This window comes from Paraburkholderia sp. SOS3, from assembly GCF_001922345.1.
Taxonomy (GTDB): domain Bacteria; phylum Pseudomonadota; class Gammaproteobacteria; order Burkholderiales; family Burkholderiaceae; genus Paraburkholderia.
Map to the genome: position 1 here is coordinate 2,649,533 of NZ_CP018812.1, position 22,244 is coordinate 2,671,776.

General features: G+C 63.1%; 23 protein-coding genes. 11 read left to right on the top strand and 12 right to left on the bottom strand.

Features of this window, described 5'->3' with window-relative positions:
* Window positions 1-73: 73 nt before the first annotated feature.
* A complete protein-coding gene (locus tag BTO02_RS31815; protein ID WP_075160944.1) occupies window positions 74-967 on the bottom strand; it encodes an amidohydrolase family protein in 894 nt (297 codons plus the stop codon).
* A gap of 253 nt (window positions 968-1,220) precedes the next feature.
* On the opposite strand from BTO02_RS31815, the gene BTO02_RS31825 reads away from it, so the two are divergent.
* Window positions 1,221-2,231, top strand: a complete 1,011-nt coding sequence (locus BTO02_RS31825; protein WP_075160945.1) for a LysR family transcriptional regulator — start codon at window positions 1,221-1,223, stop codon at window positions 2,229-2,231.
* Window positions 2,232-2,288: 57 nt separating this feature from the next.
* On the opposite strand, the gene BTO02_RS31830 is transcribed toward BTO02_RS31825, so the two are convergent.
* The 4 genes from BTO02_RS31830 to BTO02_RS31845 form a co-directional block, all read right to left on the bottom strand.
* Window positions 2,289-3,071 (bottom strand): SDR family NAD(P)-dependent oxidoreductase, encoded by a 783-nt coding sequence (locus tag BTO02_RS31830; protein WP_075160946.1) that lies wholly within the window; start codon window positions 3,069-3,071, stop codon window positions 2,289-2,291.
* 111 nt (window positions 3,072-3,182) lie between these two features.
* Window positions 3,183-4,361 (bottom strand): L-rhamnonate dehydratase, encoded by a 1,179-nt coding sequence (gene rhmD, locus BTO02_RS31835; RefSeq protein ID WP_075160947.1) that lies wholly within the window; start codon window positions 4,359-4,361, stop codon window positions 3,183-3,185.
* A gap of 131 nt (window positions 4,362-4,492) precedes the next feature.
* Complete coding sequence (locus BTO02_RS31840; protein WP_075161587.1) at window positions 4,493-5,245, bottom strand: SDR family NAD(P)-dependent oxidoreductase; 753 nt, start codon at window positions 5,243-5,245, stop codon at window positions 4,493-4,495.
* Between the two features lie 206 nt (window positions 5,246-5,451).
* Window positions 5,452-6,357: a LysR family transcriptional regulator gene (locus tag BTO02_RS31845; protein ID WP_075161588.1), complete on the bottom strand. Its 906-nt coding sequence runs from the start codon at window positions 6,355-6,357 to the stop codon at window positions 5,452-5,454.
* A gap of 181 nt (window positions 6,358-6,538) precedes the next feature.
* Here BTO02_RS31845 and BTO02_RS31850 point away from each other — a divergent pair, with 181 nt between their 5' ends.
* From BTO02_RS31850 to BTO02_RS31860, 3 genes are read left to right on the top strand one after another with little or no spacing between them, the layout of a single operon-like run.
* A complete protein-coding gene (locus BTO02_RS31850) occupies window positions 6,539-7,966 on the top strand; it encodes a M20 family metallopeptidase (RefSeq protein ID WP_075160948.1) in 1,428 nt (475 codons plus the stop codon).
* 30 nt (window positions 7,967-7,996) lie between these two features.
* Window positions 7,997-9,289, top strand: a complete 1,293-nt coding sequence (locus BTO02_RS31855; RefSeq protein ID WP_075160949.1) for an MFS transporter — start codon at window positions 7,997-7,999, stop codon at window positions 9,287-9,289.
* A gap of 58 nt (window positions 9,290-9,347) precedes the next feature.
* Window positions 9,348-10,391, top strand: coding sequence for a serine hydrolase domain-containing protein (locus BTO02_RS31860; RefSeq protein ID WP_075160950.1), 1,044 nt, complete (start codon window positions 9,348-9,350; stop codon window positions 10,389-10,391).
* A gap of 15 nt (window positions 10,392-10,406) precedes the next feature.
* Here the strand turns inward: BTO02_RS31860 and BTO02_RS31865 are convergent, their stop codons facing one another.
* From BTO02_RS31865 to BTO02_RS31875, 3 genes are all read right to left on the bottom strand, one after another.
* The gene (locus tag BTO02_RS31865) at window positions 10,407-10,631 is read right to left on the bottom strand and encodes a hypothetical protein (protein WP_075160951.1); all 225 of its coding nucleotides are present in this window, start codon (window positions 10,629-10,631) and stop codon (window positions 10,407-10,409) included.
* A 145-nt stretch (window positions 10,632-10,776) separates the two neighbouring features.
* Window positions 10,777-11,805 carry an alpha/beta fold hydrolase gene (locus tag BTO02_RS31870; RefSeq protein WP_075160952.1) on the bottom strand — a complete coding sequence of 343 codons (1,029 nt, stop codon included), beginning with the start codon at window positions 11,803-11,805 and terminating at the stop codon, window positions 10,777-10,779.
* A 3-nt stretch (window positions 11,806-11,808) separates the two neighbouring features.
* Complete coding sequence (locus BTO02_RS31875; RefSeq protein ID WP_075160953.1) at window positions 11,809-12,543, bottom strand: SDR family NAD(P)-dependent oxidoreductase; 735 nt, start codon at window positions 12,541-12,543, stop codon at window positions 11,809-11,811.
* 231 nt (window positions 12,544-12,774) lie between these two features.
* Here BTO02_RS31875 and BTO02_RS31880 point away from each other — a divergent pair, with 231 nt between their 5' ends.
* Window positions 12,775-13,881 (top strand): DnaJ C-terminal domain-containing protein, encoded by a 1,107-nt coding sequence (locus tag BTO02_RS31880; protein ID WP_075160954.1) that lies wholly within the window; start codon window positions 12,775-12,777, stop codon window positions 13,879-13,881.
* Between the two features lie 59 nt (window positions 13,882-13,940).
* Here the strand turns inward: BTO02_RS31880 and BTO02_RS31885 are convergent, their stop codons facing one another.
* On the bottom strand, window positions 13,941-14,603 hold the full coding sequence (locus tag BTO02_RS31885) for a DUF3280 domain-containing protein (protein WP_332262272.1): 663 nt from the start codon (window positions 14,601-14,603) through the stop codon (window positions 13,941-13,943).
* Between the two features lie 138 nt (window positions 14,604-14,741).
* Here BTO02_RS31885 and BTO02_RS31890 point away from each other — a divergent pair, with 138 nt between their 5' ends.
* Together BTO02_RS31890 and BTO02_RS31895 are read left to right on the top strand one after the other, a co-directional pair.
* Entirely contained in the window at window positions 14,742-15,284 is a 543-nt protein-coding gene (locus BTO02_RS31890; RefSeq protein WP_075160955.1) for an ankyrin repeat domain-containing protein, read from the top strand.
* A gap of 85 nt (window positions 15,285-15,369) precedes the next feature.
* On the top strand, window positions 15,370-15,924 hold the full coding sequence (locus tag BTO02_RS31895) for a carboxymuconolactone decarboxylase family protein (RefSeq protein WP_075160956.1): 555 nt from the start codon (window positions 15,370-15,372) through the stop codon (window positions 15,922-15,924).
* 101 nt (window positions 15,925-16,025) lie between these two features.
* On the opposite strand, the gene BTO02_RS31900 is transcribed toward BTO02_RS31895, so the two are convergent.
* Entirely contained in the window at window positions 16,026-17,099 is a 1,074-nt protein-coding gene (locus BTO02_RS31900; RefSeq protein WP_075160957.1) for a DUF6765 family protein, read from the bottom strand.
* Between the two features lie 350 nt (window positions 17,100-17,449).
* Here BTO02_RS31900 and BTO02_RS31905 point away from each other — a divergent pair, with 350 nt between their 5' ends.
* A complete protein-coding gene (locus BTO02_RS31905) occupies window positions 17,450-17,797 on the top strand; it encodes a DUF4148 domain-containing protein (RefSeq protein WP_075160958.1) in 348 nt (115 codons plus the stop codon).
* 15 nt (window positions 17,798-17,812) lie between these two features.
* On the top strand, window positions 17,813-17,950 hold the full coding sequence (locus BTO02_RS34595; protein WP_156884043.1) for a hypothetical protein: 138 nt from the start codon (window positions 17,813-17,815) through the stop codon (window positions 17,948-17,950).
* 95 nt (window positions 17,951-18,045) lie between these two features.
* On the opposite strand, the gene BTO02_RS31910 is transcribed toward BTO02_RS34595, so the two are convergent.
* On the bottom strand, window positions 18,046-19,368 hold the full coding sequence (locus BTO02_RS31910; RefSeq protein ID WP_075160959.1) for a TIGR00366 family protein: 1,323 nt from the start codon (window positions 19,366-19,368) through the stop codon (window positions 18,046-18,048).
* 4 nt (window positions 19,369-19,372) lie between these two features.
* Window positions 19,373-19,648 carry a hypothetical protein gene (locus tag BTO02_RS34600; protein WP_156884044.1) on the bottom strand — a complete coding sequence of 92 codons (276 nt, stop codon included), beginning with the start codon at window positions 19,646-19,648 and terminating at the stop codon, window positions 19,373-19,375.
* Between BTO02_RS34600 and BTO02_RS31915 the strand changes: the two genes are divergently transcribed.
* Together BTO02_RS31915 and BTO02_RS31920 are read left to right on the top strand one after the other, a co-directional pair.
* Window positions 19,647-20,447, top strand: coding sequence for an aspartate/glutamate racemase family protein (locus BTO02_RS31915; protein WP_075160960.1), 801 nt, complete (start codon window positions 19,647-19,649; stop codon window positions 20,445-20,447). The genes BTO02_RS34600 and BTO02_RS31915 overlap by 2 nt on opposite strands.
* Window positions 20,448-20,624: 177 nt before the next feature.
* Window positions 20,625-21,974 (top strand): dicarboxylate/amino acid:cation symporter, encoded by a 1,350-nt coding sequence (locus tag BTO02_RS31920; RefSeq protein WP_075160961.1) that lies wholly within the window; start codon window positions 20,625-20,627, stop codon window positions 21,972-21,974.
* Window positions 21,975-22,244 lie beyond the last annotated feature (270 nt).

A 22,244-nucleotide genomic window follows, 5' to 3' on the forward strand; every position in this document is an offset into this window, starting at 1 on the left:
AAGCGGCCTCGTTTGTGTGCCGCATCGTTACGGTTGCCTCGGTGTTTCATGAGGCGCCGTCAAAACTCCCGCGTCAGATGCGATAAACGCGCTCGGCATTGCGCACGAACAGCGCGGCTTTTTCCGCGTCGCTCACGCCGCCGACAATCGCCGCATACGCGTTCCACAAATCCGCATACGATCCGAATTGCCGGTCGACCGGAAAGTTCGACGCAAACATCGCCCGCTCGACGCCGAAAGCATCGATCGTTTCCAGCACATAAGGGCGCAAGCTCTCGGCAGTCCAGCGGTGATCGAACATTGCCAGGCCACTGATCTTCACCGCGACGTTTGCGCAGCCCGCAAGCTCGCGCATTCCGTCGCGCCATGCGCGATAGCCCGCTACGCTGTCGCGATCGACGAACATGCCGGTGTGATTGACGATGAACTGTGTATCGGCGTGTTTGCGCGCCAGCGCGGCGGCATCGTCCATTTGCGACGGGTACAGCTGCATATCGAACGACATCCGATGGCGCCGCAGCAGCGCGAAATTCGCGCACCACGTCGCATCGCGCATCAGATGCCGGCCGATATAGTCGTACAGCTTGTTTTCGTGCACGTTCAGGATCTGCCGCACGCCGCGCGTGTTCGCGAATGCGGCGTGCCCTTCGAGCACTTGCGCCGCGTTCGGCGCGCAAAGATCGACACCGGCGACAATGCCGTTCGGCATGCGGCGCGATGAACGGTTATCGGCCACCTGCTGCAGCCAGCGCGTTTCTTCGACCGGATCGGCCGGATCGTGATTCGCCTCGACGTGCACCACTTTCAATACGTCGACGGGCTGCGCGTCCTCGAGCAGATCGGCGAGCAGATAGTCATGCCGCAAATCGCGCGCATCGCCGACGAACGAGACGCCCGGGTTCGCCAGCCACGGGTAGTGATGCGTTTTCAGGTCCCACAGATGAATATGCGGGTCGACCACTTGCATGGAGCGTCCTTTATCCGTTGAGCGTCGTCAATTCATCGGGGTGGTTCAATGCGGGTCCGCGCCCTGCAAGCGGAATACGCGCTAAAGCGGCTGTTGCAGCGGTCTGTGATCCGGCGCCGTCTGCATGATGTCCGCCATGCAATCCCAGCATTTGCGCAGCGGCCGCGCATATGCAACGACTATAATTCGGGCGTCGATAGCCTCTCAATCCGTTGTTCGGATAAGGCGATACCGAAACCGAATCGGACATCTCATGAGCCAGAACGCCGCCACCGTCGCCCTCGTCAACCGGCTCAAGTTCAAACACCTTGCGTTGCTCGTCGCACTCGACGACACGCGCAACGTCCATCAGGCCGCCGACGCAATCAATGTCGCGCAGCCGAGCGCGAGCCGCATGCTCGGCGATATCGAGGAAGCGCTCGGCTTTCTGCTGTTCGAACGCAATGCGCGCGGCATGCAGCCGACGCCGCTCGGCGTCGTCACGCTCGCCTATGCGCGCCGGGCGCTTGCCGAACTCACGCGCTTCGCCGACGACCTCGAAGTCAAGCGCAAAGGCGGCCACGGTCAGCTCACGGTGGGCGCGATCATGGGTGCGGCACCCGATCTGCTCGCGATGGCCGTCGCGACGCTGAAGACGGAGCGGCCGCTGCTCAACGTCTGCATCCTCGGCGAAACCAGCGATCAGGTCGTGCAGTTGCTGCACCGCCGCGAAATCGACCTCGCGCTCGGACGTCTTACCCATCCGCTGCAGCACAACGATTTCAGCTTCGAACCGCTCGCGAACGAAACGCTGCTGCTCGTCGTGCGCGCCGTGCATCCGCTTGCAACGCGTGCGGCGCTCTCGCTGCCCGAAGTCATCGGCTGGCCATGGGTCGCGCAGCCGATCACGAGCCCCGCGCGTGTGCTGTTCGAAGAAGAGCTCGCACGCGCAGGCCTGACGACGCCCGCCAATCTCACTGAATGCGCCTCGATCTTCGCGACGCTGCAACTGCTCGAAAACTACGATGCGGTGGCGATGCTGCCGGAATCGGTCGTACGCGATCACATGCGCGGCAAACTGCTCGTCGCGTTGCCGGTCGAAATCGGCAAGAGCCTGGCGGGCTTCGGCATTCTGACGCGCAAGGAAGAGCCGCTCGCCGAGCCGGCCGTGCGCTTTATCGAATTGCTGCGTCAGCATTCGCTCACGCTCAAGCGCGCTGCGTCCGCTGCCGGCGACACAGCGCCGGCAAGCCGGGCGGCGCGCAAGACCGCCCCGGTTCATTGAACGACGCAAAACCGCAAACGCCGCGTTGCCGCACAGGTGTGCCCGATCGAACCCGCTTCATTGCAGGTTCACGAACAGGCCGCCGTCGACGAGCAACGCTGCGCCCGTCACATAGCGCGCCCGATCCGACGCAAGAAACACGACACAATCGGCGACATCGTCGGGGCAACCGAGGCGACCGAGCGGAATGCGCTTTTCGAAGTACGCTTTCTTCGCTTCGTCGGCGAGGTCTTGCGCGTTGAGGTCCGTGGCGATCGTGCCGGGCATCACCGAATTGCAGCGAATGCCGTACGGTCCGAGCGCGATCGCGCACGACTGCATCAGCGAATGGACGCCGGCCTTCGTCGGCGTGTAGTGCGTCTGCATGCCGCCGCCGACGAGCGCGCTGATCGAACTCGTCGCCACGATCGCACCGCCCGTGCCCTGCGCTTTCATCTGTCGCGCGGCGGCTTGCGTCACGAAAAACGCGCCGTTCAGGTTCACCGCCACCGTCGTTTCGAGCACATCGGCCGGCATGTCGAGAAACGCGTGAAACGGACAGATGCCCGCATTGCTCGCGAGCACGTCGACCTTGCCGAATGCTTCGACCGTGCGGCGCACGAGTTCCGGTCCCGTCGCGCGATCGGCGACGTTGCCTTCGACCGCGATCACGCGACGGCCGAGGGCCTTGATTTCGTCGACCACTTCCGCGACCGCGGAGCGGCGGTTGTACGACGCATCGTTGTCGCCCCAGTAATTGATCGCGACATCCGCGCCATCCTTCGCGCACGCCACCGCAATCGCACGGCCAATGCCGCGCGAACCGCCCGTGACGATCACGGCCTTGTCTTTCAGCAGCACAACTGTCTCCCTTGTTTGACCGACTCGTTGCGTCAGTGCTCTTGATGCGGTGGCCTTGGTGCGACGCTGTTAGTACGGTGCTTTTAGTGCGGCGCTTTTAGTGCGGCGCTTTTAATGCGAATAAGGTCGCGCAAGCGCGCATTCCGGATTCAACCGCACGCCGAAACCCGGCGCGTCCGGCACCTTCAACCGGCCATTCACCGGCACCGGCTCGTCGAGCAGCAGCGGCGTGAACATCGGCACGACCTCATCGGCCTTCGGCGCCATCATCAGGAATTCGGAGAACGGCGAGTTATGGCGCGTCACCACGAAGTGATAGCTGTAAACCGACGACCCATGCGGCACGACCAGCACGTTATGCGCATCGGCAAGCGCCGAAATCTTGATCAGTTCGGTGATGCCGCCGCACCAGCCGACATCGGGCTGGATCAGATCGCAGCACTGCATTTCCAGCAGCATCCGGAAGCCCCAGCGCGTCGCTTCGTGTTCGCCGGTGGACACCATCATGCCGCGCGGAACGTTGCGGCGCAGTTCGGCGTAACCCCAGTAGTCGTCGGGTGGCAATGCTTCCTCGACCCATTTGAGCCCGTATTCGTGCGCCGCTTTCGCCAGCTTCGTCGCATAGTTGACGTCGAGGCTCATCCAGCAGTCGTACATGAGCCAGAAGTCGTCGCCCACGCGGTTGCGCATATCGGCAAGGCGCTCGATGTTCTGCCCGAGGCCCGCCTCGCCTTCCGCGGGACCGTGCTGCAGCGGCATCTTGCCGCCGATGAACCCCATGTCTTTCGCGAGATCGGGCCGCGCGCCGGTCGCATAGAACTGCAGTTCGTCGCGCACGGGTCCGCCCAATAGCTGGTACACCGGTTCCTTGCGCACTTTCGCGAGCAGATCCCACAACGCGAGATCGACGCCCGAGATCGTATTGAGCACGATGCCTTTGCGGCCGTAATAGAGCGTCGAGAAATACATCTGATCCCACATCTTCTCGATATCGGTCACAAGCTGGCCTTCGAGAAAACGCGCGAGATGCCGCTCGACGATAAACGCGCCGATTTCGCCGCCCGTCGTCACCGCGAAGCCGACCGTACCGTCGCTCGCCTCGATCTCGACGACGAGCGTGCCGAGCACGTTGATGCCGAACGATTGCCGGCTTTGCCGGTATTCGGGGTAGCGCGCCATTGGTGTCGCAATGTGATCGTCGATCCAGTGGCCGCCGGCCTGATCGTGATAGTCGGCGCCGCCGCCGCGAACGACGAAGGCACGCACGTGCCGGATAGTGGGCATCGCCATGTGAGTAGGCTCCGTTATGTCTGGTGCTTGTGCAGTTATACGGCGGTGCGCGCAACCGGTCGTCCGCGCACGGTCGTGCGTAGCGAAGCGCGCGTGAAAGAAGAATGGCTCGAATCGTTCGGCAGCGCCGATCAGTAAGTCGCGCGCCCGCCGGACAGATCGAAGACCGAACCGGTGCTGAACGCGCAGTCTTCCGACGACAGCCAGAGAATCATCGACGCTGCTTCCTCAGGCAGCAGGAAGCGGTTCATCGGGATTTTCGACAGCATGTAGTCGATGTGCTCCTGCTTCATCGAATCGAAGATTTCGGTCTTCGCGGCCGCGGGCGTGACCGCGTTCACGAGAATGTTCTTCGTAGCGAGTTCCTTGCCGAGCGATTTCGTCAGGCCGATCAATCCGGCCTTCGAAGCGCTGTAGTGCGACGCGTTCGGATTGCCTTCCTTGCCCGCTACCGAAGCGATATTGACGATGCGGCCGTAGTTCTGTTCGATCATGAGCGGCACGATCGCCCGGCACGTGAGGTAGGGGCCGATCAGGTTGACGTCGATCACGCGGCGCCACACGTCCGGCGCGAGTTCCCACAACGTGCCGTTGCCGCCGGTGATGCCCGCGCAATTGATCAGCACGTGAATCGCGCGATGCGCGGCGACGGTTGCGGCGACTGCCTTGTCGATCGACGCTTCGTCGGTCAGTTCGACCGTGGCCGTCGAGACGGTGCCGAGTGCTTCGAGTTCTTTTTTGCCGCGCTCGAGGCGCTTGCCATCGATGTCCCACAGCGCCACTTGCGCGCCCGAGCGCAGCGCGCGCTGCGCGACCGCGTAGCCGATGCCGCGCGCACCGCCGGTGATGACGACGACGCGGCCCTCCAGATCGATCTGATTCATCATGCGCTCCTGGTCGGCGCGCAGCTTGCGCGCGCACCGCTATCGTTATTGCCGGGTTATGGTTCATTCCGGTTCAAGCAATATAAAGCGGTACGCAATGCGGGAACAATCCGGGTATTGGATGGGGTGATAGCAAAACTGGATCGTATGGGCCTGGCAGCATCATCGGCACCATCCACAAATTTCAGCGCGCGTCGCGACGCACGTCAATCGAGCGACGCCGGGTTATGAATCGCGCCCGTCAGCAGTTCGATGAACGCCTGCATTGTTTGCGGCAGGGTGCGTCCCGCCATCGTTTGCACCTGAAGCGTGCGCTGATGCAATTCCGCATTGACGATCGGCACTGCCGCGAGTCCATCGGCCTTCAGCCGGCTGCGCACCGTCACATAACCGGTCAGGGTGAACGCATCGGTCTGCCGCACGAAGCTTTGCAGCGCGGCGTGATAGTTGCTCACGAACACGGGGTCGAAAACAAGCCCCTCGAGGCTGCACGCAATATCGAAGAGTTGCCGGATCGTCACGCCCTGATGGTCGATCGCAAGCGGCCACGCGGCGAGATCGGCAAGCGACACCGATTCGCGCGTGCCGAGCGGATGATCGCTTCTGACGAGCGCGTAGATCGGCGCGCGCTGCGAATACAGCACGTGAATGTCCTTCTCCGGCGCAACGCTGAAACAGACGGCGATATCGGAGGCGCCCTCGCGCACGCGCTGCGTCGCAACGGACGGTGCGGATACATCGAGCTGGAAATGCGTGGCGCGATGTGTCTTCAGAAAGCGCGCGAAGACTTGCGGCAAGAAATGCGGCGCCACGCCTTCGGAGCTTGCCACGCGTATCGTCGCGCGGCCACCGTTGGAAAGCCCGCGAATCTCTTCGGTGACGCGCTCGGCATCGAGCAGACTGCGCTGCGCATGTTCGGCAAGCAGACGCCCCGCATCGCTTAGCACCATGCCGCGCGGATGCCGCTCGAACAGTACCGCGTCGACTTCCTCTTCGAGCTTCGCGATCTGCCGGCTCAATGCGGACACCGCCACGTACAGGCGCTCGGATGCCTTGCTCAGCGATCCGCTGCGTGCCACTTCGAGAAAGTAACGCAGTGCAGTGTTGTCCATATCGCCAGACGGTTGCTTTGCCGTTTCGGCACGGTTGGATGGCTTTGCCGTTTCGGCAACGATACGTGCCAAATATTGTAATTGTCCATAAATATCGTCCACGCCAGGATCGCGTCATGGGTGATGCACGAACGCCGTATGCCGCCCCATTCGCCGCTGCGGCGCTGACCGGAGAGCAACGTTGACACGAGATATCGCGATTCAATCGGCAGCCGAACATTACGATTCGGGCCGCTTTCTCGAAGACCTCGGGCGCCGCGTCGCCGCGCGCACCGAAAGCCAGGAAGCGGACAGCGCAGATCGACTTCACGCGTACCTCGCCGATGAAATCGCGCCGCTGCTCAAGGCGTGCGGTTTCACATCGCGCATCGTCGCGAACCCGGTGAAGGGCGCCGGACCGTTTCTGATCGCGCATCGCCATGAAAGCGATACGCTGCCCACCGTGCTGACTTACGGGCACGGCGACGTCGTGCGCGGCTACGACGCGCAATGGCACGAGGGCCTCGCACCGTGGCGCATCACGGTGGACGGCGATCGCTGGTACGGCCGCGGCACCGCCGACAACAAAGGGCAGCACAGCATCAATCTCGCCGCGCTGCAGGCTGCGCTCAAAGCACGCGGCGGGCGGCTCGGCTTCAATGTGAAACTGCTCTACGAGACCGGCGAGGAAGTCGGTTCCCCCGGCTTGCACGCGCTCTGCGAGCAGTTACGCGACGAATTGAGCGCCGATGTGCTGATCGCGTCGGACGGTCCGCGCGTCAGCGCGCACCGTCCGACTGTATTTCTCGGCTCGCGCGGTCTCGTGAATTTCAGGCTCGACGTCAAGCTGCGCGACGGCGGTCATCATTCGGGCAACTGGGGCGGACTGCTACGCAATCCAGGCGTGACGCTCGCGAACGCGATCGCGTCGATGGTCGATGCGCAGGGACGCATTCTCGTCGAAGGCCTGCGTCCGCCGCCGATTAGCGCTTCGGTGCGCCGCGCGCTTGCCGATATCGAAGTCGGCGGCTATCCGGGCGAGCCCGCGATCGATGCCGATTACGGCGAACCAACGCTCACGCCGACCGAACGTGTATTCGGCTGGAACAGCCTCGAAGTGCTTGCATTTCGCACCGGCAATCCGGACAAGCCGGTCAATGCGATACCGCCGTCCGCTTTTGCGCATATGCAATTGCGCTTCGTGGTCGGCACCGACTGGCAGAACCTCGAGTCGATCGTGCGTCGCCATCTCGACGAGCGTGGCTTTACGCACGTCGAGCTCGACGTCGAACGCGGCGTGCCGGCTACGCGCGTCGATCCCGAAAACGCGTGGGTGCGGTGGGCATTGCGCTCCATCCGCGACACGACCGGCATGCAACCCGCGCTATTGCCGAATCTCGGCGGCACGTTGCCGAACGACGTCTTCGCCCACGTGCTCGGCATGCCGACGCTGTGGGTGCCGCACTCCTACCCCGGTTGCTCGCAGCATGCGCCGAACGAACATCTGCTCGGCCCCGTTGCGCGCGAGGCACTGCAGATCATGGCGGCGCTCTTCTGGGATCTCGGCGCGGGGCGCCCCGATGCCGCCGATGCCGCCGGCCGCCAGACCTCCAGTTCCGCCCTTTCCTGAACCGCTGAACGTCGCGTAAGGACATCGCCAATGCGCCTCGACTCCACCACGACGGCGGGCTCGCTCGCCCCACCCGTATCGCGCGCGAGCGTGTCGCGCCTGATCGTCGCGACCTCGATCGGCAATGCGCTCGAGTTCTTCGATCTGATCGTCTACGGCTACTTCGCGACGATCCTCTCGCGTCAGTTTTTTCCCGTGCATGATAAAACCGTGTCGTTGCTGTTGACGCTCGGCACCTTTGCGCTCTCGTATCTGGCGCGGCCAATCGGCGCGCTCGCGCTCGGCTCGTTTAGCGACCGCAAAGGCCGCAAAGCATCGTTGACACTGTCGATTACCATGATGACGCTCGGCACCGGCATGGTCGCGTTGATGCCGTCGTACGACGCGATCGGACTGTTCGCGCCGTTCGGCATATTTGTTTCGCGTCTTCTGCAAGGCTTCTCGGCAGGCGGCGAGTTCGGCAGCTCCACGGCCTTTCTGATCGAACACGCGCCCGAGCGCAAAGGATTCATGGCGAGCTGGCAGTTCTCGAGCCAGGGTGCGAGCACGCTGCTCGCGTCCGCCTTCGGCGCGGTGCTGACCGGTACGCTCGCGCCCGACGATCTGAACAGCTGGGGCTGGCGCATACCGTTTCTGTTCGGCATGCTGATCGGTCCGGTCGGTCTGTATATTCGCCGGCGCATCGACGAAACGCCCGAGTTCGAGCGCGCCGAAAAAGCCGCGTCGCCGGTTCGCGAGCTGTTGGCCACGCAGAAGGCGCGCGTGCTCGTGTCGATCGGCTCGCTCGTGCTGACCACAACCGCCAACTACATGCTGCTCTATCTGCCGACCTATGCGTCGCGTCAGCTGGGGCTTGCCGCATCGTCGGGTTTCATCGCCACGCTGGTTGCAGGCGGCATCGTGATGGTGCTGACGCCGCTCGTCGGGCATTGGTCCGACCGGGTCGGCCGCACGCGGATCATGCTCGGCGCGGGCACGGTGTTTCTCGTGACCATCTATCCCGCGTTCATGTTTCTGAATGCGCATCCGTCGCTGCCCACCCTGCTTGTGGCCGTGATCTGGATCGCGCTACTGAAAGCGACCTACTTTGCGCCGATTCCCGCGCTGATGTCCGAACTGTTCCCGACGCGCACACGAACCACGGGAATGGCGCTCGGTTATAACATCGGTACGACCGTGTTCGGCGGGTTCACGCCCCTCGCTGTCGCGAGCCTCATTGCGGCGACGGGCAATAATCTCGCACCGGGCTTTTATCTGATGCTCGCGGCAATCATCAGTCTCTTTACGCTTGGATGGGCACGCGCGCACCTCAAGGTTCGCTAAAGATCCAATAGCGTCCGCCGGCCGTCCACTTTCCTCGACCTGACAGCAGGAAGTATTCATGCAACACGCTTTGCAGCAAGCCGTGCAATTCGCAGTGGAAAACGAATCGCTCTGGGACCGTCATGTGACCGGCAACTGGGGCGTGCACGTGAACGACCCGCCGCCGTGGAACAGGCTGCTCGGTCCGGTGCACGACCGGGGACCGGCTTCCGGCGCGATCGCAGTGGACGGCCGGGTTCTCGTCACATGGGGCGAACCGGATCGGCCCGACCTGACGTTCAGTGTGGCGAAGATGTATCTTGCGTTGCTCGCCGGCCTCGCGCACGACCGCGGCCTGTTGCCCGACGTCGACGAACCGGTGCGCGTCCGGGTACCCGGCATCGGCTTCGACGACGAGCACAATGCGCCGGTGACATGGGCGCACCTGCTGCAACAGACGAGCGAATGGCAAGGCACGTATTTCGGCTTATCGGATCAGGCCGATCACTTTCGCACCGTGAACTTTGCCGCACCGCCCGACGGCAAGAAAGGCGACCTGCGTCCGCTGCGGCGCCCCGGCACGTACTGGGAATACAACGACGTGCGTATCAATCAGCTTTCGCTCGCGTTGCTGCATCTGTTCAGGCAACCGCTGCCGGACGTGTTTCGCGACGCGATCATGCGACCCGCCGGCGCGAGCGAAAGCTGGCAATGGGTCGGTTACGACAACGCATGGATCGAGATTGACGGCCGGCGCATGCAATCGGTACCGGGCGGTACGCACTGGGGCGGCGGCATGTCGGTCAGCGCGAACGATCAGTTGAAGGTTGCGCAAATGCTGCTCGACGATGGAGTTGCGAACGGCCGGCGCGTGCTGTCGAGCGAATGGATTGCGCGGATGCGTACGCCCTGTGCGATCGCGCCGTTCTATGGATATCTCGTCTGGCTCAACACCGATAGAAAGATTTTCCCGAGCGTGCCGGCGTCGAGCTATTTCGGTGTCGGCGCGGGCAGCTCATTTACGTGGATCGAACCCGAGCGCCGGATGACGGTAATCGTGCGCTGGCTCAATCCGGCTGCCGCCGACGGTTTCTTTGGGCGCGTTCTCAACGCGATTGGCTAAGCCCTGACGCGTGGCTCAGTGCGCGCTGCGCGCGCCGCGCGTCAGCGAATCGAACAGCTGTTCCGCTTCGGTCAACTCCTCGAGCGCACGCTCGAGGCGCGATACCGCATCCGAATGGCTGATCGCCGGTTCGCCCTCGGCTTCTCCGCGCACGAGGCGGAACGCCTGTTCGACGTTGCGCGTCGCTTGCATATAGCGCGCCGCGGCGTTCGATTCGCGCGAATGAGAAATAGCTGCCATGGTGGTCCTCCATCTGCCTGCACATTGCACAGACGCCAGGTTACCAGGCCGGCAACGCCCTGTCCAGGAACTCGCGCACAGTGTTGTAAACAGGCAATGAGGCGCGCTTGCGCGCGATCGCAGCAGGCCTTCGTGGCCGACCCCGCTACGCCTCGCCGATAAAGCGCCCGATCTCCACGTTCAGAAATTGCGCCGCAGCCGGGTCCGCCTCCGACGCCGCCATATGGCCGCTGTCGTAGGGCAACCTTAGCAGCGTGCTGCCGGGAATCTGGCGCGCCGCCCATTCGCCATCTTCGACCGGATTGTAAAGATCGAGCCGCGGCACGCCGATCATCGTGCGAGCGGTAATCGATGCGAGCGCTCGCGCGGTGTCGCCGCCGAAGCCCGGCGTATGCCCGACGTCGTGCGCGTCATAGGCCCACGACTGATACGTCCAGTCGAGCGGATCGTATTGCTGTGCGCTCCACCACTGCGTGCGCTGCTTGAGCCACGCGTCCACGCTACCGGCTTGTGCGGCGTCGCTTGCAAAGCGCTGCGGCGTGCGGTTTGCGAATACGTGCATCACGCCGATCCACGCCGACCAGTCTGTCGCCGCACCGCCGCGCGCCATTTCCGGATTGGCGTTCGCGAGCGCGAGCCGGCCTGCGTGATTCATCGCCTGCGCCCACGGCGCTGTCTTCGCCATCGGCACCAGCGCGACGATGTGCGACATGAAGCCGGCAAACTGCACACCCCACTGCAACGCTTGCATGCCGCCCATCGATGCGCCCGCAACCGTATGCAACGCATCGATGCGCAGATGTTCGAGCAGACGCTTCTGGCTCGACACCATGTCGCCAATCGTAAAGCGCGGGAAGCGGCTGCGCGGCTGCGTCGCCGAATTGGACGGCGAGCTCGACAGTCCGTTGCCGAGCGCGTCGACCACGACGATCGTGAAGCGCGACGGATCGAACGCACGGCCCGCGCCGATCAGGAAATCGAGCCGATGATGCGTGCTGCCGATCGCGCATAGACCGAGTATCACGGGTTTCGACCGGTCGTCGGGATCGCCGTGCACGACATACGAAACTCGAAGATCGTCGATGCTTTCGCCGGATTCGAGCGCAAAACGGCCGAGCGCCGCGTGCCGATGCGGCGCATCGATCCAGCCCGGTTGTAGAGGAGGATGACTCATTCTCTAGCTGCTCATATACCAGCCACCGTTCACATTGATGGTCTGGCCGTTCATATAGCCGTTGTTCGCAAGCAGTACGGCGATGTCGGCGACTTCATCGACGCTGCCGAGGCGGCCGACCGGAATCACATCCCTTTTGATGTTCGGATTGCCGGCGACCATGTCGGTCTCGATCAGTGCCGGTGCAATTGCATTCGACGTGACGCCCGTTTTCGCGAGTAGCGTCGCATAGCTGTGCGCCAGCCCGATCATGCCTGCCTTCGATGCCGCATAGTGCGGACCGATTACGCCGCCCGTCTGCGCGGCCACCGACGATAGCATAATCAAACGACCCCAGCCGCGCGACACCATCTCAGGCGCGACTTCCTGCGACGCAAGAAACGCCGACGTAAGGTTCGTGGCGAGCGTCGTGTGCCAATCGTCAGCCGTTAGCTGCTGCCACGGTTTCGCATGGCCGATGCCCGCATTGTTGACGAGCACGTCGATCTTGCCGAATGCGTCGCGCGCACGATCGACCATGCTCCTGATGCCTGCCGCGTCGCTCACGTCGACCTGAATCGCGATCGCCTTCGCACCGTTCGCTTCGATCTGCGCGACCGTTTCGCGCGCGGGCTGCGCTGCGTCCTTATACGTGAGCGCAACCGACATCCCGCATCGTCCATACGCAAGCGCAATCGCCTTGCCGATGCCGCGGCTTGCACCCGTCACAAGCGCAACCTTGCCTGTCAGATCCGTCATTGCAAGACTCCTTACCGTTGGCGGCAGCCGCGCATTCGGGCTGCTTTTACACATGAGTATCGGTGAGAAACGCCGCGCAAAACGGAGTTCCCGCGCCGATACGTTGGTCTGCGACGGCATGTCGGACCGCGCCGGCCTTACCGTCGTTACGCGACGCCCGGAAAATTTTCGCCTCGCCGCGATCGCATCACTTGATAGACTTGCGGCTTGCAAAGACGACGGATAAAACGCGTGAGCATCGGGGAATACTACAAGCGGCTGAATCTGCCTGAAACCGCTTCGCCTGAAGAGATCAAGAAGGCGTATCGGCGCCTGCGCGCAAAGTACCATCCCGACCTCAACAAAGGCAGCGAATCGAACGTCGAGCCCGTATTCAAGCGCATTCAGGAAGCATTCGAAGTCTTGACCGGTGCACGCGCGCCCGCGGCGCACGGGGCTTCCGCCACGCCGAAAGAAAGCCGCCAGGCGCAGGCGCCGCAACCGCAGTCGCCGCGTACGAGCGAACGCGACACGAACAGCAAACCCTGGTCCTCGACGTCGGACCGCTGGCAGGCATACCGGTCGAGTGAAGACCGGCCGCCGATGCGCGGCGCGAACCGCCACGACAAGCTCTATGTGCCGCTCGACATTGCCTTGAACGGCGGCCACGTGCCGAGCGGTTACCAGATAACCGCGCCTTGCCGGCAATGTGGCGGAATGAGCGCGCGTTTCAATGCCGGACCCTGTGGCGATTGCGCTGGACAAGGCAAATCGGCTCTTGGCGCACGCTGCGGTAGTTGCGGCGGCAGCGGACGCGCGAACGTCGATCGCTGCGGCGCCTGCCAGAACACCGGATCGGAAAGCTACTGGAAAACCGATCAGGTCGCCGTGCCGGCCGGCGCATGGGACGGCCAGCACGTGACGGTGCCCGACGGCGGCTTTCCCGGCGCGAACGGCGGCGCGGCCGGCAACGCCGTGCTCTCGGTCGTCATTTTGTGCGGCTCCGATATCGAGCGCGATGGGCTTAATCTGACGAGCGAACTGAAGGTCGATTTCGTCACGGCAACGTTAGGCGGCGCATTCGAAACGCATCTGCTCGGGAGGAACCTGCGCGTTGCGATTCCGCCGAACTCGGCGCAAGGCAGTGTGATTCGGTTGCCCGCGCATGGATTATCCGATGCGTCGGGCAACCAGGGCGAACTGAGGCTGCATGTCGTGCTTGCAATGCCACCTTCCGTCAATCACCTGACCGACGATCAGCGCGCACAGCTCAAGCAGATGTTCGACGCTGCTGCGCAGCGCAGCAAGAGCGACGGCGACGGCGACGGCGACGGCGACGGCGACGGCGACGCACAATAATCTCGAGCTGCGATGTCGCGCACGTGGCGCACCTTGCGCATCAGTCGCATCAGTCCGCATCAGTGCGTCGCATCACGCTCCTCAGCGAGCAGATCGACAAGCGCCGTTATGCCGCGGCGCCATGACAGATCCGTATTGCCGCGAATATCGACCGAGCGCTGAAACACCGTCTTCCCGCTTGCCACGTCCTCGACCCGCAGATTGATGTTGATGATCAGGTTGCTGATCTTCTGCACCCAGCACACACCCACGCGTTCGGTTCCGAGCTTGCGGCCGATCTCGAGTTCGCAGCCGTTGCATGCGTTCAGGTTCTGCGAGGCCGAGAGCTTGTCGATCAAAGCGCTGGCCGGCGTGTTGTCGGCGACGCGATAAAGCGAGCGGTCGCGCAATTGGGCACGCAGTTCGTCGCTGACCATCCGCACGCGCGCGGCGTCCTGCTGCGAAGTAGCTGCGCCGTTATACGACGCGTTGTCGTCGATCAGCGTGCAATCGGGGATCGCGATCGACGCGGCCGCCGGCGTTGCTCCTTGCACGATGCGTGGCGAAAAGAGCGCCACGCACACGATGCCGAGCACGCACGCGGCATCGCGCATCCTTACGCGCGCGGCACAGGCAGCAGCGAAATCCCGACTGTCGGCAGTCGCCATGATGGCTGTCCTCACGAAGATGAACGCGTTGAATGCGGCAACCGGGATTTCCGCCGCTTCGGCTGTGATCAGCATGTTCCGGGCCTACGTTAGCGTTTTCGCACGCCGTTTTACTACATCGCCAGACGATCCGCGCTATGCTTGACCCACCCCGAATGCCGGTCAATGCTGCTTCGCACACCGGCGCCGCCCCCCTATCACGAGGAGTCCGCGATGACCGACACCCAGAAGCCGACGCAAGCGCAGCAACCATCCGAAGGAATCGATCCGCAACTGATCGAGCTCGCACACGAGGTGTTCGAACTCGCGCGGCGCGGCGATGCAGGAATGCTCGCCGCCGTGATCGAAAAGGGCGTGCCGCCGAATCTGCGCAACGACAAGGGCGATACCCTCGTGATGCTTGCCGCTTATCACGGCCACGAGGACGCGGTGCGCACGCTGCTCGAACGCGGCGCCGACCCGAATCTGCGCAACAACAACGGCCAGACGCCCATCGCGGGCGCCGCGTTCAAAGGCTTCAAACCGATTATCGAACTGCTGCTCGATCATGGCGCGGATGTCGAAGGCGCGTCGCCTGACGGCCGCACCGCATTGATGGTGGCCGCGATGTTCAACCGCACCGACATAGTCGACCTGCTGATTTCGCGCGGCGCGAATCCGCAAGCGCGCGACGCAGGCGGCAATTCGGCCGCCGACGCGGCCGCGCGGATGGGCGCCGCCGATACCGCCGCACAACTGACTAAACCGCGCGGCTAGACCTTCATATTGCGCCCATGCCGCGTGCGGCGAATCCGCAGCGGTTCGCCGTCTGCTGCTTGCGCCTCACCACTTTTACCCGACCATGAGCCAAAGACTTCCGCGATTCGAGGCCGCCACGGCCACCGACGAACAGAAGGCTGTTCTTCAAGACATTCTTGGCGGCCCGCGCGGCAACCTCGACGGCCCATTTCTCGGCTGGATTTTCAGCCCGGAGCTCGCGCAGCACGCGCAGCGTCTCGGCGCATTCTGCCGCTATCAGACCGGACTGCCGCTACGCCTGTCGGAACTGGCGATTCTTGTCACGGCAGCGCGCTGGCAGGCGCAGGCCGAGTGGTTCATCCATTACCCGATCGCCATGCAGGCGGGCCTGCCGGCAGACGTCGCCGAGGCCATCCGGATCGGCCTGGAACCGAAATTCGCCGAGAAAGACGACAAGCTGATCTACCGGTTCGCCACCGAGTTGTACGAACTCAAACGCGTGTCGGACGCCACCTATCAACAGGCAGTCGACCGCTTCGGCCATACCGTCGTCGTCAATCTTGTCGGCCTGCTCGGCTACTATGCGCTGGTCGCGATGACGCTCAATGTGTTCGAGATGCGCGCGGCAGGCCAGGACTCGCTGCCGTTTCACGAGTGAGCACGCATTGGCAGCAAACACTTGCGCCGCTAACCATTTCGCCGAGGTCGGGGAAATCGTCGATGGCGGAGGCCTTGCGCCTCAGCAGGCACCCTGCCCTTTCACGCAAGCCTCAAACCGCGTGCCGGCAAAATCTCCTGTACGACAGCAAAGCGTTGCTCCTTCACCGCGTCGTGGAACCTGCGGTAGTCGCTGTTTTCGAAGGTCTTCGTGTGTTTCGGCTGTACCGCCCCGTCGTCCTTCACCTTGATGCCGGTCGCAACGTGTTTCCATGAGCCCGGGCCTTTTGCGATGTAGTGCGGAACCGATTCCTGAACGCCGGGAATCGATCCGGCTGCGACCGCATCGCGAATCACTTCAAGACGCTTCTGCTCGTCCCGGTCGGTATTGTTCTGGAGCAATTGCTGCAGCGCCGTTTTAGCAGCGGTCGGCAAGCCCGGCTGACCGGAGAAATCGGCGGCGTTCGCCACCCATGCCTGCACGACGCGGCAAGCCATGTCCGCAGCCTCCATGAATTGCGGCAGGTTATCGCGGTGCACGGCCTCGCCCTTGCCGTTCACGTAGTGCCATTTTGCCCAGGGCAGGTCCGGGTAGGTCAGCGCGGCGCCATGCCCGAGCGGCAGCGCGCGCGTGAGCGCGTCGGATTGCAGTTTGTCGATCAGATGTTCGGTGTAGCGCTCGATCCGTTCGAGCCAGTCTTCGCGCGAGCAATCATCCGCTTCGAGGTGCGAGACCCTGTTGTAGTCCGATTCGATGCCCGAGAATCCCTGGTGCGCCCATGTATCGACATAGGTGTGCAGCGTCGTGCCGAGCCGGTGCAGCGCATTGTCCGCGCCGCGGCGCTCGAGTGCGTGCCGCACGAGTTCGCGCGCGACCTCGCTGTCCGGCCGGCAAACCGCGCGCTGCTCGAGCGTGTCGCCGATGCCCGCGGGCAGGAAGTGAAACGGCGTCCAGACGAGCCGGTTCATTTCGTCCTCTACGTTCACGTAGTCGAACAGCTTGTGCGCCGACGCGAAGCGTTCGAACTGCTCGCCGCCCGCAAATCGCAGCAATCCCGGCGTCGTTGCGTCGTCGATGTACTGGCACGCGTGCGCGACCGTTTGCGCGTCTCTCGCAGATAGTCCGCCGAGCCGCGTCGTGATGTAGATCACCCCGTAGTGGAAATCGATGTTCATGCCGACTCTCCGTATGGTTGTCTTCGCTTGGCATTGCGCGTGCGGGCACGCGCGGCGCAGGTGCTGCCCGAATCCAGAATCGCAACAGCACGAGAACATCGATTCGCGCGCAGCGGCTTTATCGGGAAATCGAATCAGCCACGCCCGCTTTTAACTTCACCAGCGTTAATCAATCAGTTAATCACGACGTTTCCATGAAAACCCCTCGCGCAGCGCGTGCCTAAGCTGACGCGAGGCCGTGATCCGATCGAGCAGTTTCATGAGCCGCCGCGCCATTCACGCTGCGAGTGCGCGCCTCTAAAGTTCAACCCATGCCGTCGCCGACGGAAACTCTATTAAAGGTGTTAGCCATGAAACGTCTGAACCATGCTCTTATCGCCGCCTCGCTGGTCGCCGCTACCTTCGCGGCTCCGTTTACCGCTCATGCTTCCGACGTCGCACCGCTCACGCGTGCCCAAGTGCGTGCCGAGCTGATCGCGGCCGAACAGAACGGAACGTATCCGACGAGCAAGGTGCACTACCCGGCTGCGCAACCGGATGCGGCCACCGTTTATGTCGCCAATCGCGCGGCCGCCGCGGCCGGCGCCGATAGTGCGTACGGCGGTTCGGCTGCGGGCAGTTCCGTGTCCGGTACGCGTAGCGGCGGCGCGGCATTGAACGGGCGCCCGCCGTTCGGCAACCTGTATCGCCATCACTAAGCGGTCGATATTGGCGTGCTCGGCGCACTGAGCGCGATCGCAACGTTCGTCGGCACCGTGACCAACACGCTGATCAACGATCTGGCCCGCACGGGCCTCATGAAGCGAGGAGACGAGCCGCCGAAAACGCTCATGCGTAACAAGCCGGCTTGATGGAGGTTGGTTCGAGGCGCGTGCAATCGAGTTGCACGCGCCCTTGAGCCGTCTGAACGCTTGAGAGCCAGCAAGCGTTCCAGTGCCGCCGGCCTTTAGAACAGATACATCCCGGCGACGAAGATCACGCCCGAAAACAGCAGTGCTGTCACGCAATAGCCCATGATGTCGCGCACGCCGAGGCCCGCGATCGCGAGCGCCGGCAGTGCCCAGAACGGCTGCGCCATATTGGTCCACGCCTCGCCGTACGCGATCGCCATTGCCGACTTGCCGAGGTCCGCGCCAAGCGCCTGCGCGGCCGGCATGACGAACGGCCCCTGCACGACCCAGTGACCGCCGCCGCTCGGCACCGCGAAGTTGATCACGGCGGAGCTCAGGAACGCTAGCAGCGGGAACGTGTGGACGTTCGCGATATCGACGAACCATTTCGTGATCACGCCGGCGAGCCCCGAGTGATCCATCAGCGCCTGAATACCTGCATAGAACGGAAACTGGATCATGATGCCCGCGGCGCCGCGCGCCGCCGCGGCTACCGCACGCGCATACGCCATCGGCGTCTTGTGCAGCAGCATGCCGGTTGCGAGGAACACAAGGTTCACCGTGTCGATATCGAGCGTGAAGCCCTTCGTTACCGTGCGCACGACGAGAAAGCCATAGCAGACGAGCGCGACGAGAATCGCGAGCAGGCGGCTTTCTTCGAGCCGTTCGGCGAGCGTCGCATTCGCGGGCAGCTTGCGTTCGACGCTCGGCGGTTCTTCGAGCAATGCCGGGTCGACCGCGACCACATCCTGCGGCTTCGGCATCATCAAACGCGCGAGAATCGGCAACATGACGATGAGGCCAAACGTGATGAACGCGTTATAGCCGGTGAAAATGGTGTGCGACACCGGGATCAGGCCGATGGTCTTTTCCATCGGATTGCCTTTGGTCGCGGCGACGAGCGGTACCGATCCCGACAGGCCGCCGTGCCACGTCAGAAAGCCCATATACGCACACGCAACGAGCAACCGGTAGTCGGTACCCTTGACGCGCCGCGCGACTTCGCGCGAAAGCATCGCACCGAGCACGAGCCCGAAGCCCCAATTGATCGCGCACGCCACGGCGCCGACGAACGCGACCAGCATCACGGCTTGCCCCGGCGTGCGTGCCGAGTTCGCAAGCGCGACCAGCATCCGCCTGATCGGGCCCGAACTCGCGAGCGCGTGGCCGGTGACGAGAATCATGGCCATCTGCATCGAGAACGCGAGCAGATTCCAGAAGCCCGCGCCCCATAGCGAAATCAGTTCGATGGGCGGCTTCGGCGTGAGGCCGAACGCGAGCGCGAAGGTCGCGATGGTCAGGAAGATGGCGAAAATCAAAGGGTCGGGAAGCACGCGGTGCACGACCTGCGTGAAAAACTGCGAGATGCGCTGAATCAACTGTCTACTCCTTGTCGCCTGTTTGATGTGCGCGCGAGGTACGCACGCGGAATTTGTATGGCGGGTTTCCCCATGGTGATCCGGCGAGCCTTTCATTTTTATTCATCGCGCTCGTCGGCAAGGGCAGAATTTTTGCATAAAACAGTCGTCCGCGTGCTCGAAGTATGCAAATCGCAAGGCTTACACGCGTGACAAACATCGGCGCCGCAAATGGATCTGGAACATTGCGGCGCTGAAAACTATCATCGACGCCATACCTTCCGCGATCGAGGATCGTCATGGGCAATGGCGCATCGGCAGGGCGTGTGATCGGCGTGCTGGGCGGCATGGGCCCGCAGGCGACGGCCGACTTTCTCACCAAGCTCACGGCCGCGACGCCTGCCGAACGCGAACAGGATCATCTGCGCGTTTTGATCGATTCGAACCCGAAGGTGCCCGATCGCAGCGAGGCCATCGCGGGCCGCGGCGCGTCGCCGGGGGCCACGCTCGCTGCGATGGCGGCCGGCCTCGAACGCGCGGGCGCCGATTTTCTCGTGATGCCGTGCAATACCGCTCATGCATTCGAGCCCGACATTCGCGCGGCGGCCAGCGTGCCGTTCGTGAGCATGATCGACGAGACCAGCGCGGTCTGCGAAAGCGCATTCCCCCATGCACTGCGCTTCGGTCTGCTGGCGACGAGCGGCTGCATTCACGCGCTTCTCTATCAGAACGCTTTCATCCGGACCGGGCGCCGCACTGTCGTTCTCGACGCTGTCGACCAGGAAAAACTGATGGCGCTGCTGTACCGGATCAAACTCGGCGACCGGTCCGCCACGGCGCAAATTGCGATGCGTGCCTATGGCGAAACGCTCGTCGACGCAGGTGCGGATATCGTGATCGCGGCCTGCTCGGAAGTTCCGCTCGTGCTTGCGGATGGCGATCTCACGCGGCCCGTGCTCGATGCGACCGCCGTGCTCGCGCAGCGCTGCATACGTTATGCCTATGGGTTCGAACCGCTGCCTTCCGCGCAATCGACTCTACGAGCAGGCGCAGAATCAGCCACGCATCCACCGCACGCGCAGCCCGTTGTTTCACTGTGAACCCTCGCAACGCGAAACACTGCGCCACCCGCTGCGCCGCGCAAGTCGCCGGATACGACGCATTGAATTTTGGTCGATGAAGATACGCCTGCGGCGCGCCTTGCGAAACGGCAAAAAACGGCGCACCGCCCGAACGCGTAAGTCATTTTCAATGCGCCTGAGCGCGGGAGACAAAGCGTGAAACAGAACAGACTGGGGCTGGCCATCGTGATCGGCATGCTGATCGGCATTGCCGCGGGGTACGTGTGCCATCAATCGGCCGACTCGCCTGCAGCGGCGAAAGAAATGGCCAGCAGTTTCTCCTTGATTACCGATATCTTTCTGCGCCTTATCAAAATGGTGATCGCGCCGCTCGTATTCAGCGGCATCGTTGCGGGGCTGGCCGCGATCGGCGACCCGAAGGCAGTCGGCCGTGCGGGCCTGAAGGCGCTCGGCTGGTTTATCTGCGCGTCGTTCATGTCGCTATTGATCGGCATGGTGCTCGCCAACGCCTTCGACCTCGGGCACGCAATGAATCTGCACGTGCCGGCCGCGGGCGCGGCGGCCGGCGTCAGCACCGCTGCGTTCAATCTGCACAATTTCATTACGCACATCGTGCCTTCGAGCGTAATCGAAGCCATGGCGAACAACGAGATATTGCCGATCCTCGTGTTCTCGCTGTTTTTCGGTATTGCGATGGGCACGATGAAAGACCGGCTGCCGCCCGCGCTGCTGTCGTCGATCGAGGGGCTGTTCTCGATCATGCTCAGAATTACCGGTTACGTGATGTGGTTCGCGCCGCTCGGCGTATTCGGCGCGGTGGCCGCCGTCATCACCGTGCACGGGCTCGGCATGCTTGTCACGTATGGCAAGTTTATCGGCGCGGTCTATTTCAGCATGATGGTGCTGTGGTGCGTGCTGCTCGCGGCCGGCTACGGCGTGCTCGGCAGACCGGTCTTCGCGCTCGTGAAGCTGATTCGCGAGCCAATGATTATCGCGTTTTGCACGGCGAGCAGCGAAGCCGCTTACCCGAAAACGATCGAGCAGCTGACACGCTTCGGCGTCAAGCCGCGTATCAGCAACTTCGTGCTGCCGCTCGCATACTCGTTCAATCTGGACGGATCGATGATGTATCAGGCGTTCGCCGCGCTTTTTATCGCGCAGGCCTACGACATTCACCTGTCGTTCGGCCAACAGTTCTGGATGCTGCTCGTGATGATGCTGACGAGCAAGGGCGTGGCCGGCGTGCCGCGCGCGGCGATCGTCGTGATTGCGGCCACCTTGCCGCTGTTCGGGCTGCCGGTCGAAGGCGTCGTGCTGCTGCTCGCGATCGATCAGTTCATCGATATGGGGCGTACGACAACGAATGTGGTCGGCAACAGCATCGCGTCGGCGGTCATCGCGAAGTGGGAAAGCAGCCTTGCTCCGTGGACGGGGAAGGCCTATCCGTTATCCGAAGCAATTCCGTCGATGCACGACGAGATGGCCGGCGCACCGACCTCGAACGCGCCGCACCCGGCCTTCCCGGCATCGCGAACGTCCCACTAGCGTCTCACCAGCGCCTGCGTATGAACGCCGGCCGGCGGCACACGCAAAGCTCAAGCGCGTTGAACTTCATGGCGCCGCTGCGCAACAGCATCGTGTGCGCAGCGGCACACCGGCCTGCGTTTCTGCAAACAAACCCTGTTCGGTATATCGTTAGAACGAAAAGTCGGTTCACGCCGCGCACATGCAACTCCAAGATAGCGATTCTGGCCGTTGTCCGTCCGCGCGCCCGATCGTCCGCGCTGCATGCTATGCGGTGATCGCGGCCGACGT

What these genes read in the sequence shown, in the direction of transcription:
- BTO02_RS31900 (WP_075160957.1), bottom strand. Translation starts at nt 17,099, where the DNA reads ATGAACATCGATTTCCACTACGGGGTGATCTACATCACGACGCGGCTC.
- BTO02_RS31840 (WP_075161587.1), bottom strand. Translation starts at nt 5,245, where the DNA reads ATGAATCAGATCGATCTGGAGGGCCGCGTCGTCGTCATCACCGGCGGT.
- BTO02_RS31875 (WP_075160953.1), bottom strand. Translation starts at nt 12,543, where the DNA reads ATGACGGATCTGACAGGCAAGGTTGCGCTTGTGACGGGTGCAAGCCGC.
- BTO02_RS31845 (WP_075161588.1), bottom strand. Translation starts at nt 6,357, where the DNA reads ATGGACAACACTGCACTGCGTTACTTTCTCGAAGTGGCACGCAGCGGA.
- BTO02_RS31860 (WP_075160950.1), top strand. Translation starts at nt 9,348, where the DNA reads ATGCAACACGCTTTGCAGCAAGCCGTGCAATTCGCAGTGGAAAACGAA.
- BTO02_RS31885 (WP_332262272.1), bottom strand. Translation starts at nt 14,603, where the DNA reads ATGCTGATCACAGCCGAAGCGGCGGAAATCCCGGTTGCCGCATTCAAC.
- BTO02_RS31915 (WP_075160960.1), top strand. Translation starts at nt 19,647, where the DNA reads ATGGGCAATGGCGCATCGGCAGGGCGTGTGATCGGCGTGCTGGGCGGC.
- BTO02_RS31890 (WP_075160955.1), top strand. Translation starts at nt 14,742, where the DNA reads ATGACCGACACCCAGAAGCCGACGCAAGCGCAGCAACCATCCGAAGGA.
- BTO02_RS31815 (WP_075160944.1), bottom strand. Translation starts at nt 967, where the DNA reads ATGCAAGTGGTCGACCCGCATATTCATCTGTGGGACCTGAAAACGCAT.
- BTO02_RS31825 (WP_075160945.1), top strand. Translation starts at nt 1,221, where the DNA reads ATGAGCCAGAACGCCGCCACCGTCGCCCTCGTCAACCGGCTCAAGTTC.
- BTO02_RS34600 (WP_156884044.1), bottom strand. Translation starts at nt 19,648, where the DNA reads ATGACGATCCTCGATCGCGGAAGGTATGGCGTCGATGATAGTTTTCAG.
- BTO02_RS31895 (WP_075160956.1), top strand. Translation starts at nt 15,370, where the DNA reads ATGAGCCAAAGACTTCCGCGATTCGAGGCCGCCACGGCCACCGACGAA.
- BTO02_RS31855 (WP_075160949.1), top strand. Translation starts at nt 7,997, where the DNA reads ATGCGCCTCGACTCCACCACGACGGCGGGCTCGCTCGCCCCACCCGTA.
- BTO02_RS31870 (WP_075160952.1), bottom strand. Translation starts at nt 11,805, where the DNA reads ATGAGTCATCCTCCTCTACAACCGGGCTGGATCGATGCGCCGCATCGG.
- rhmD (WP_075160947.1), bottom strand. Translation starts at nt 4,361, where the DNA reads ATGGCGATGCCCACTATCCGGCACGTGCGTGCCTTCGTCGTTCGCGGC.
- BTO02_RS31905 (WP_075160958.1), top strand. Translation starts at nt 17,450, where the DNA reads ATGAAACGTCTGAACCATGCTCTTATCGCCGCCTCGCTGGTCGCCGCT.
- BTO02_RS31865 (WP_075160951.1), bottom strand. Translation starts at nt 10,631, where the DNA reads ATGGCAGCTATTTCTCATTCGCGCGAATCGAACGCCGCGGCGCGCTAT.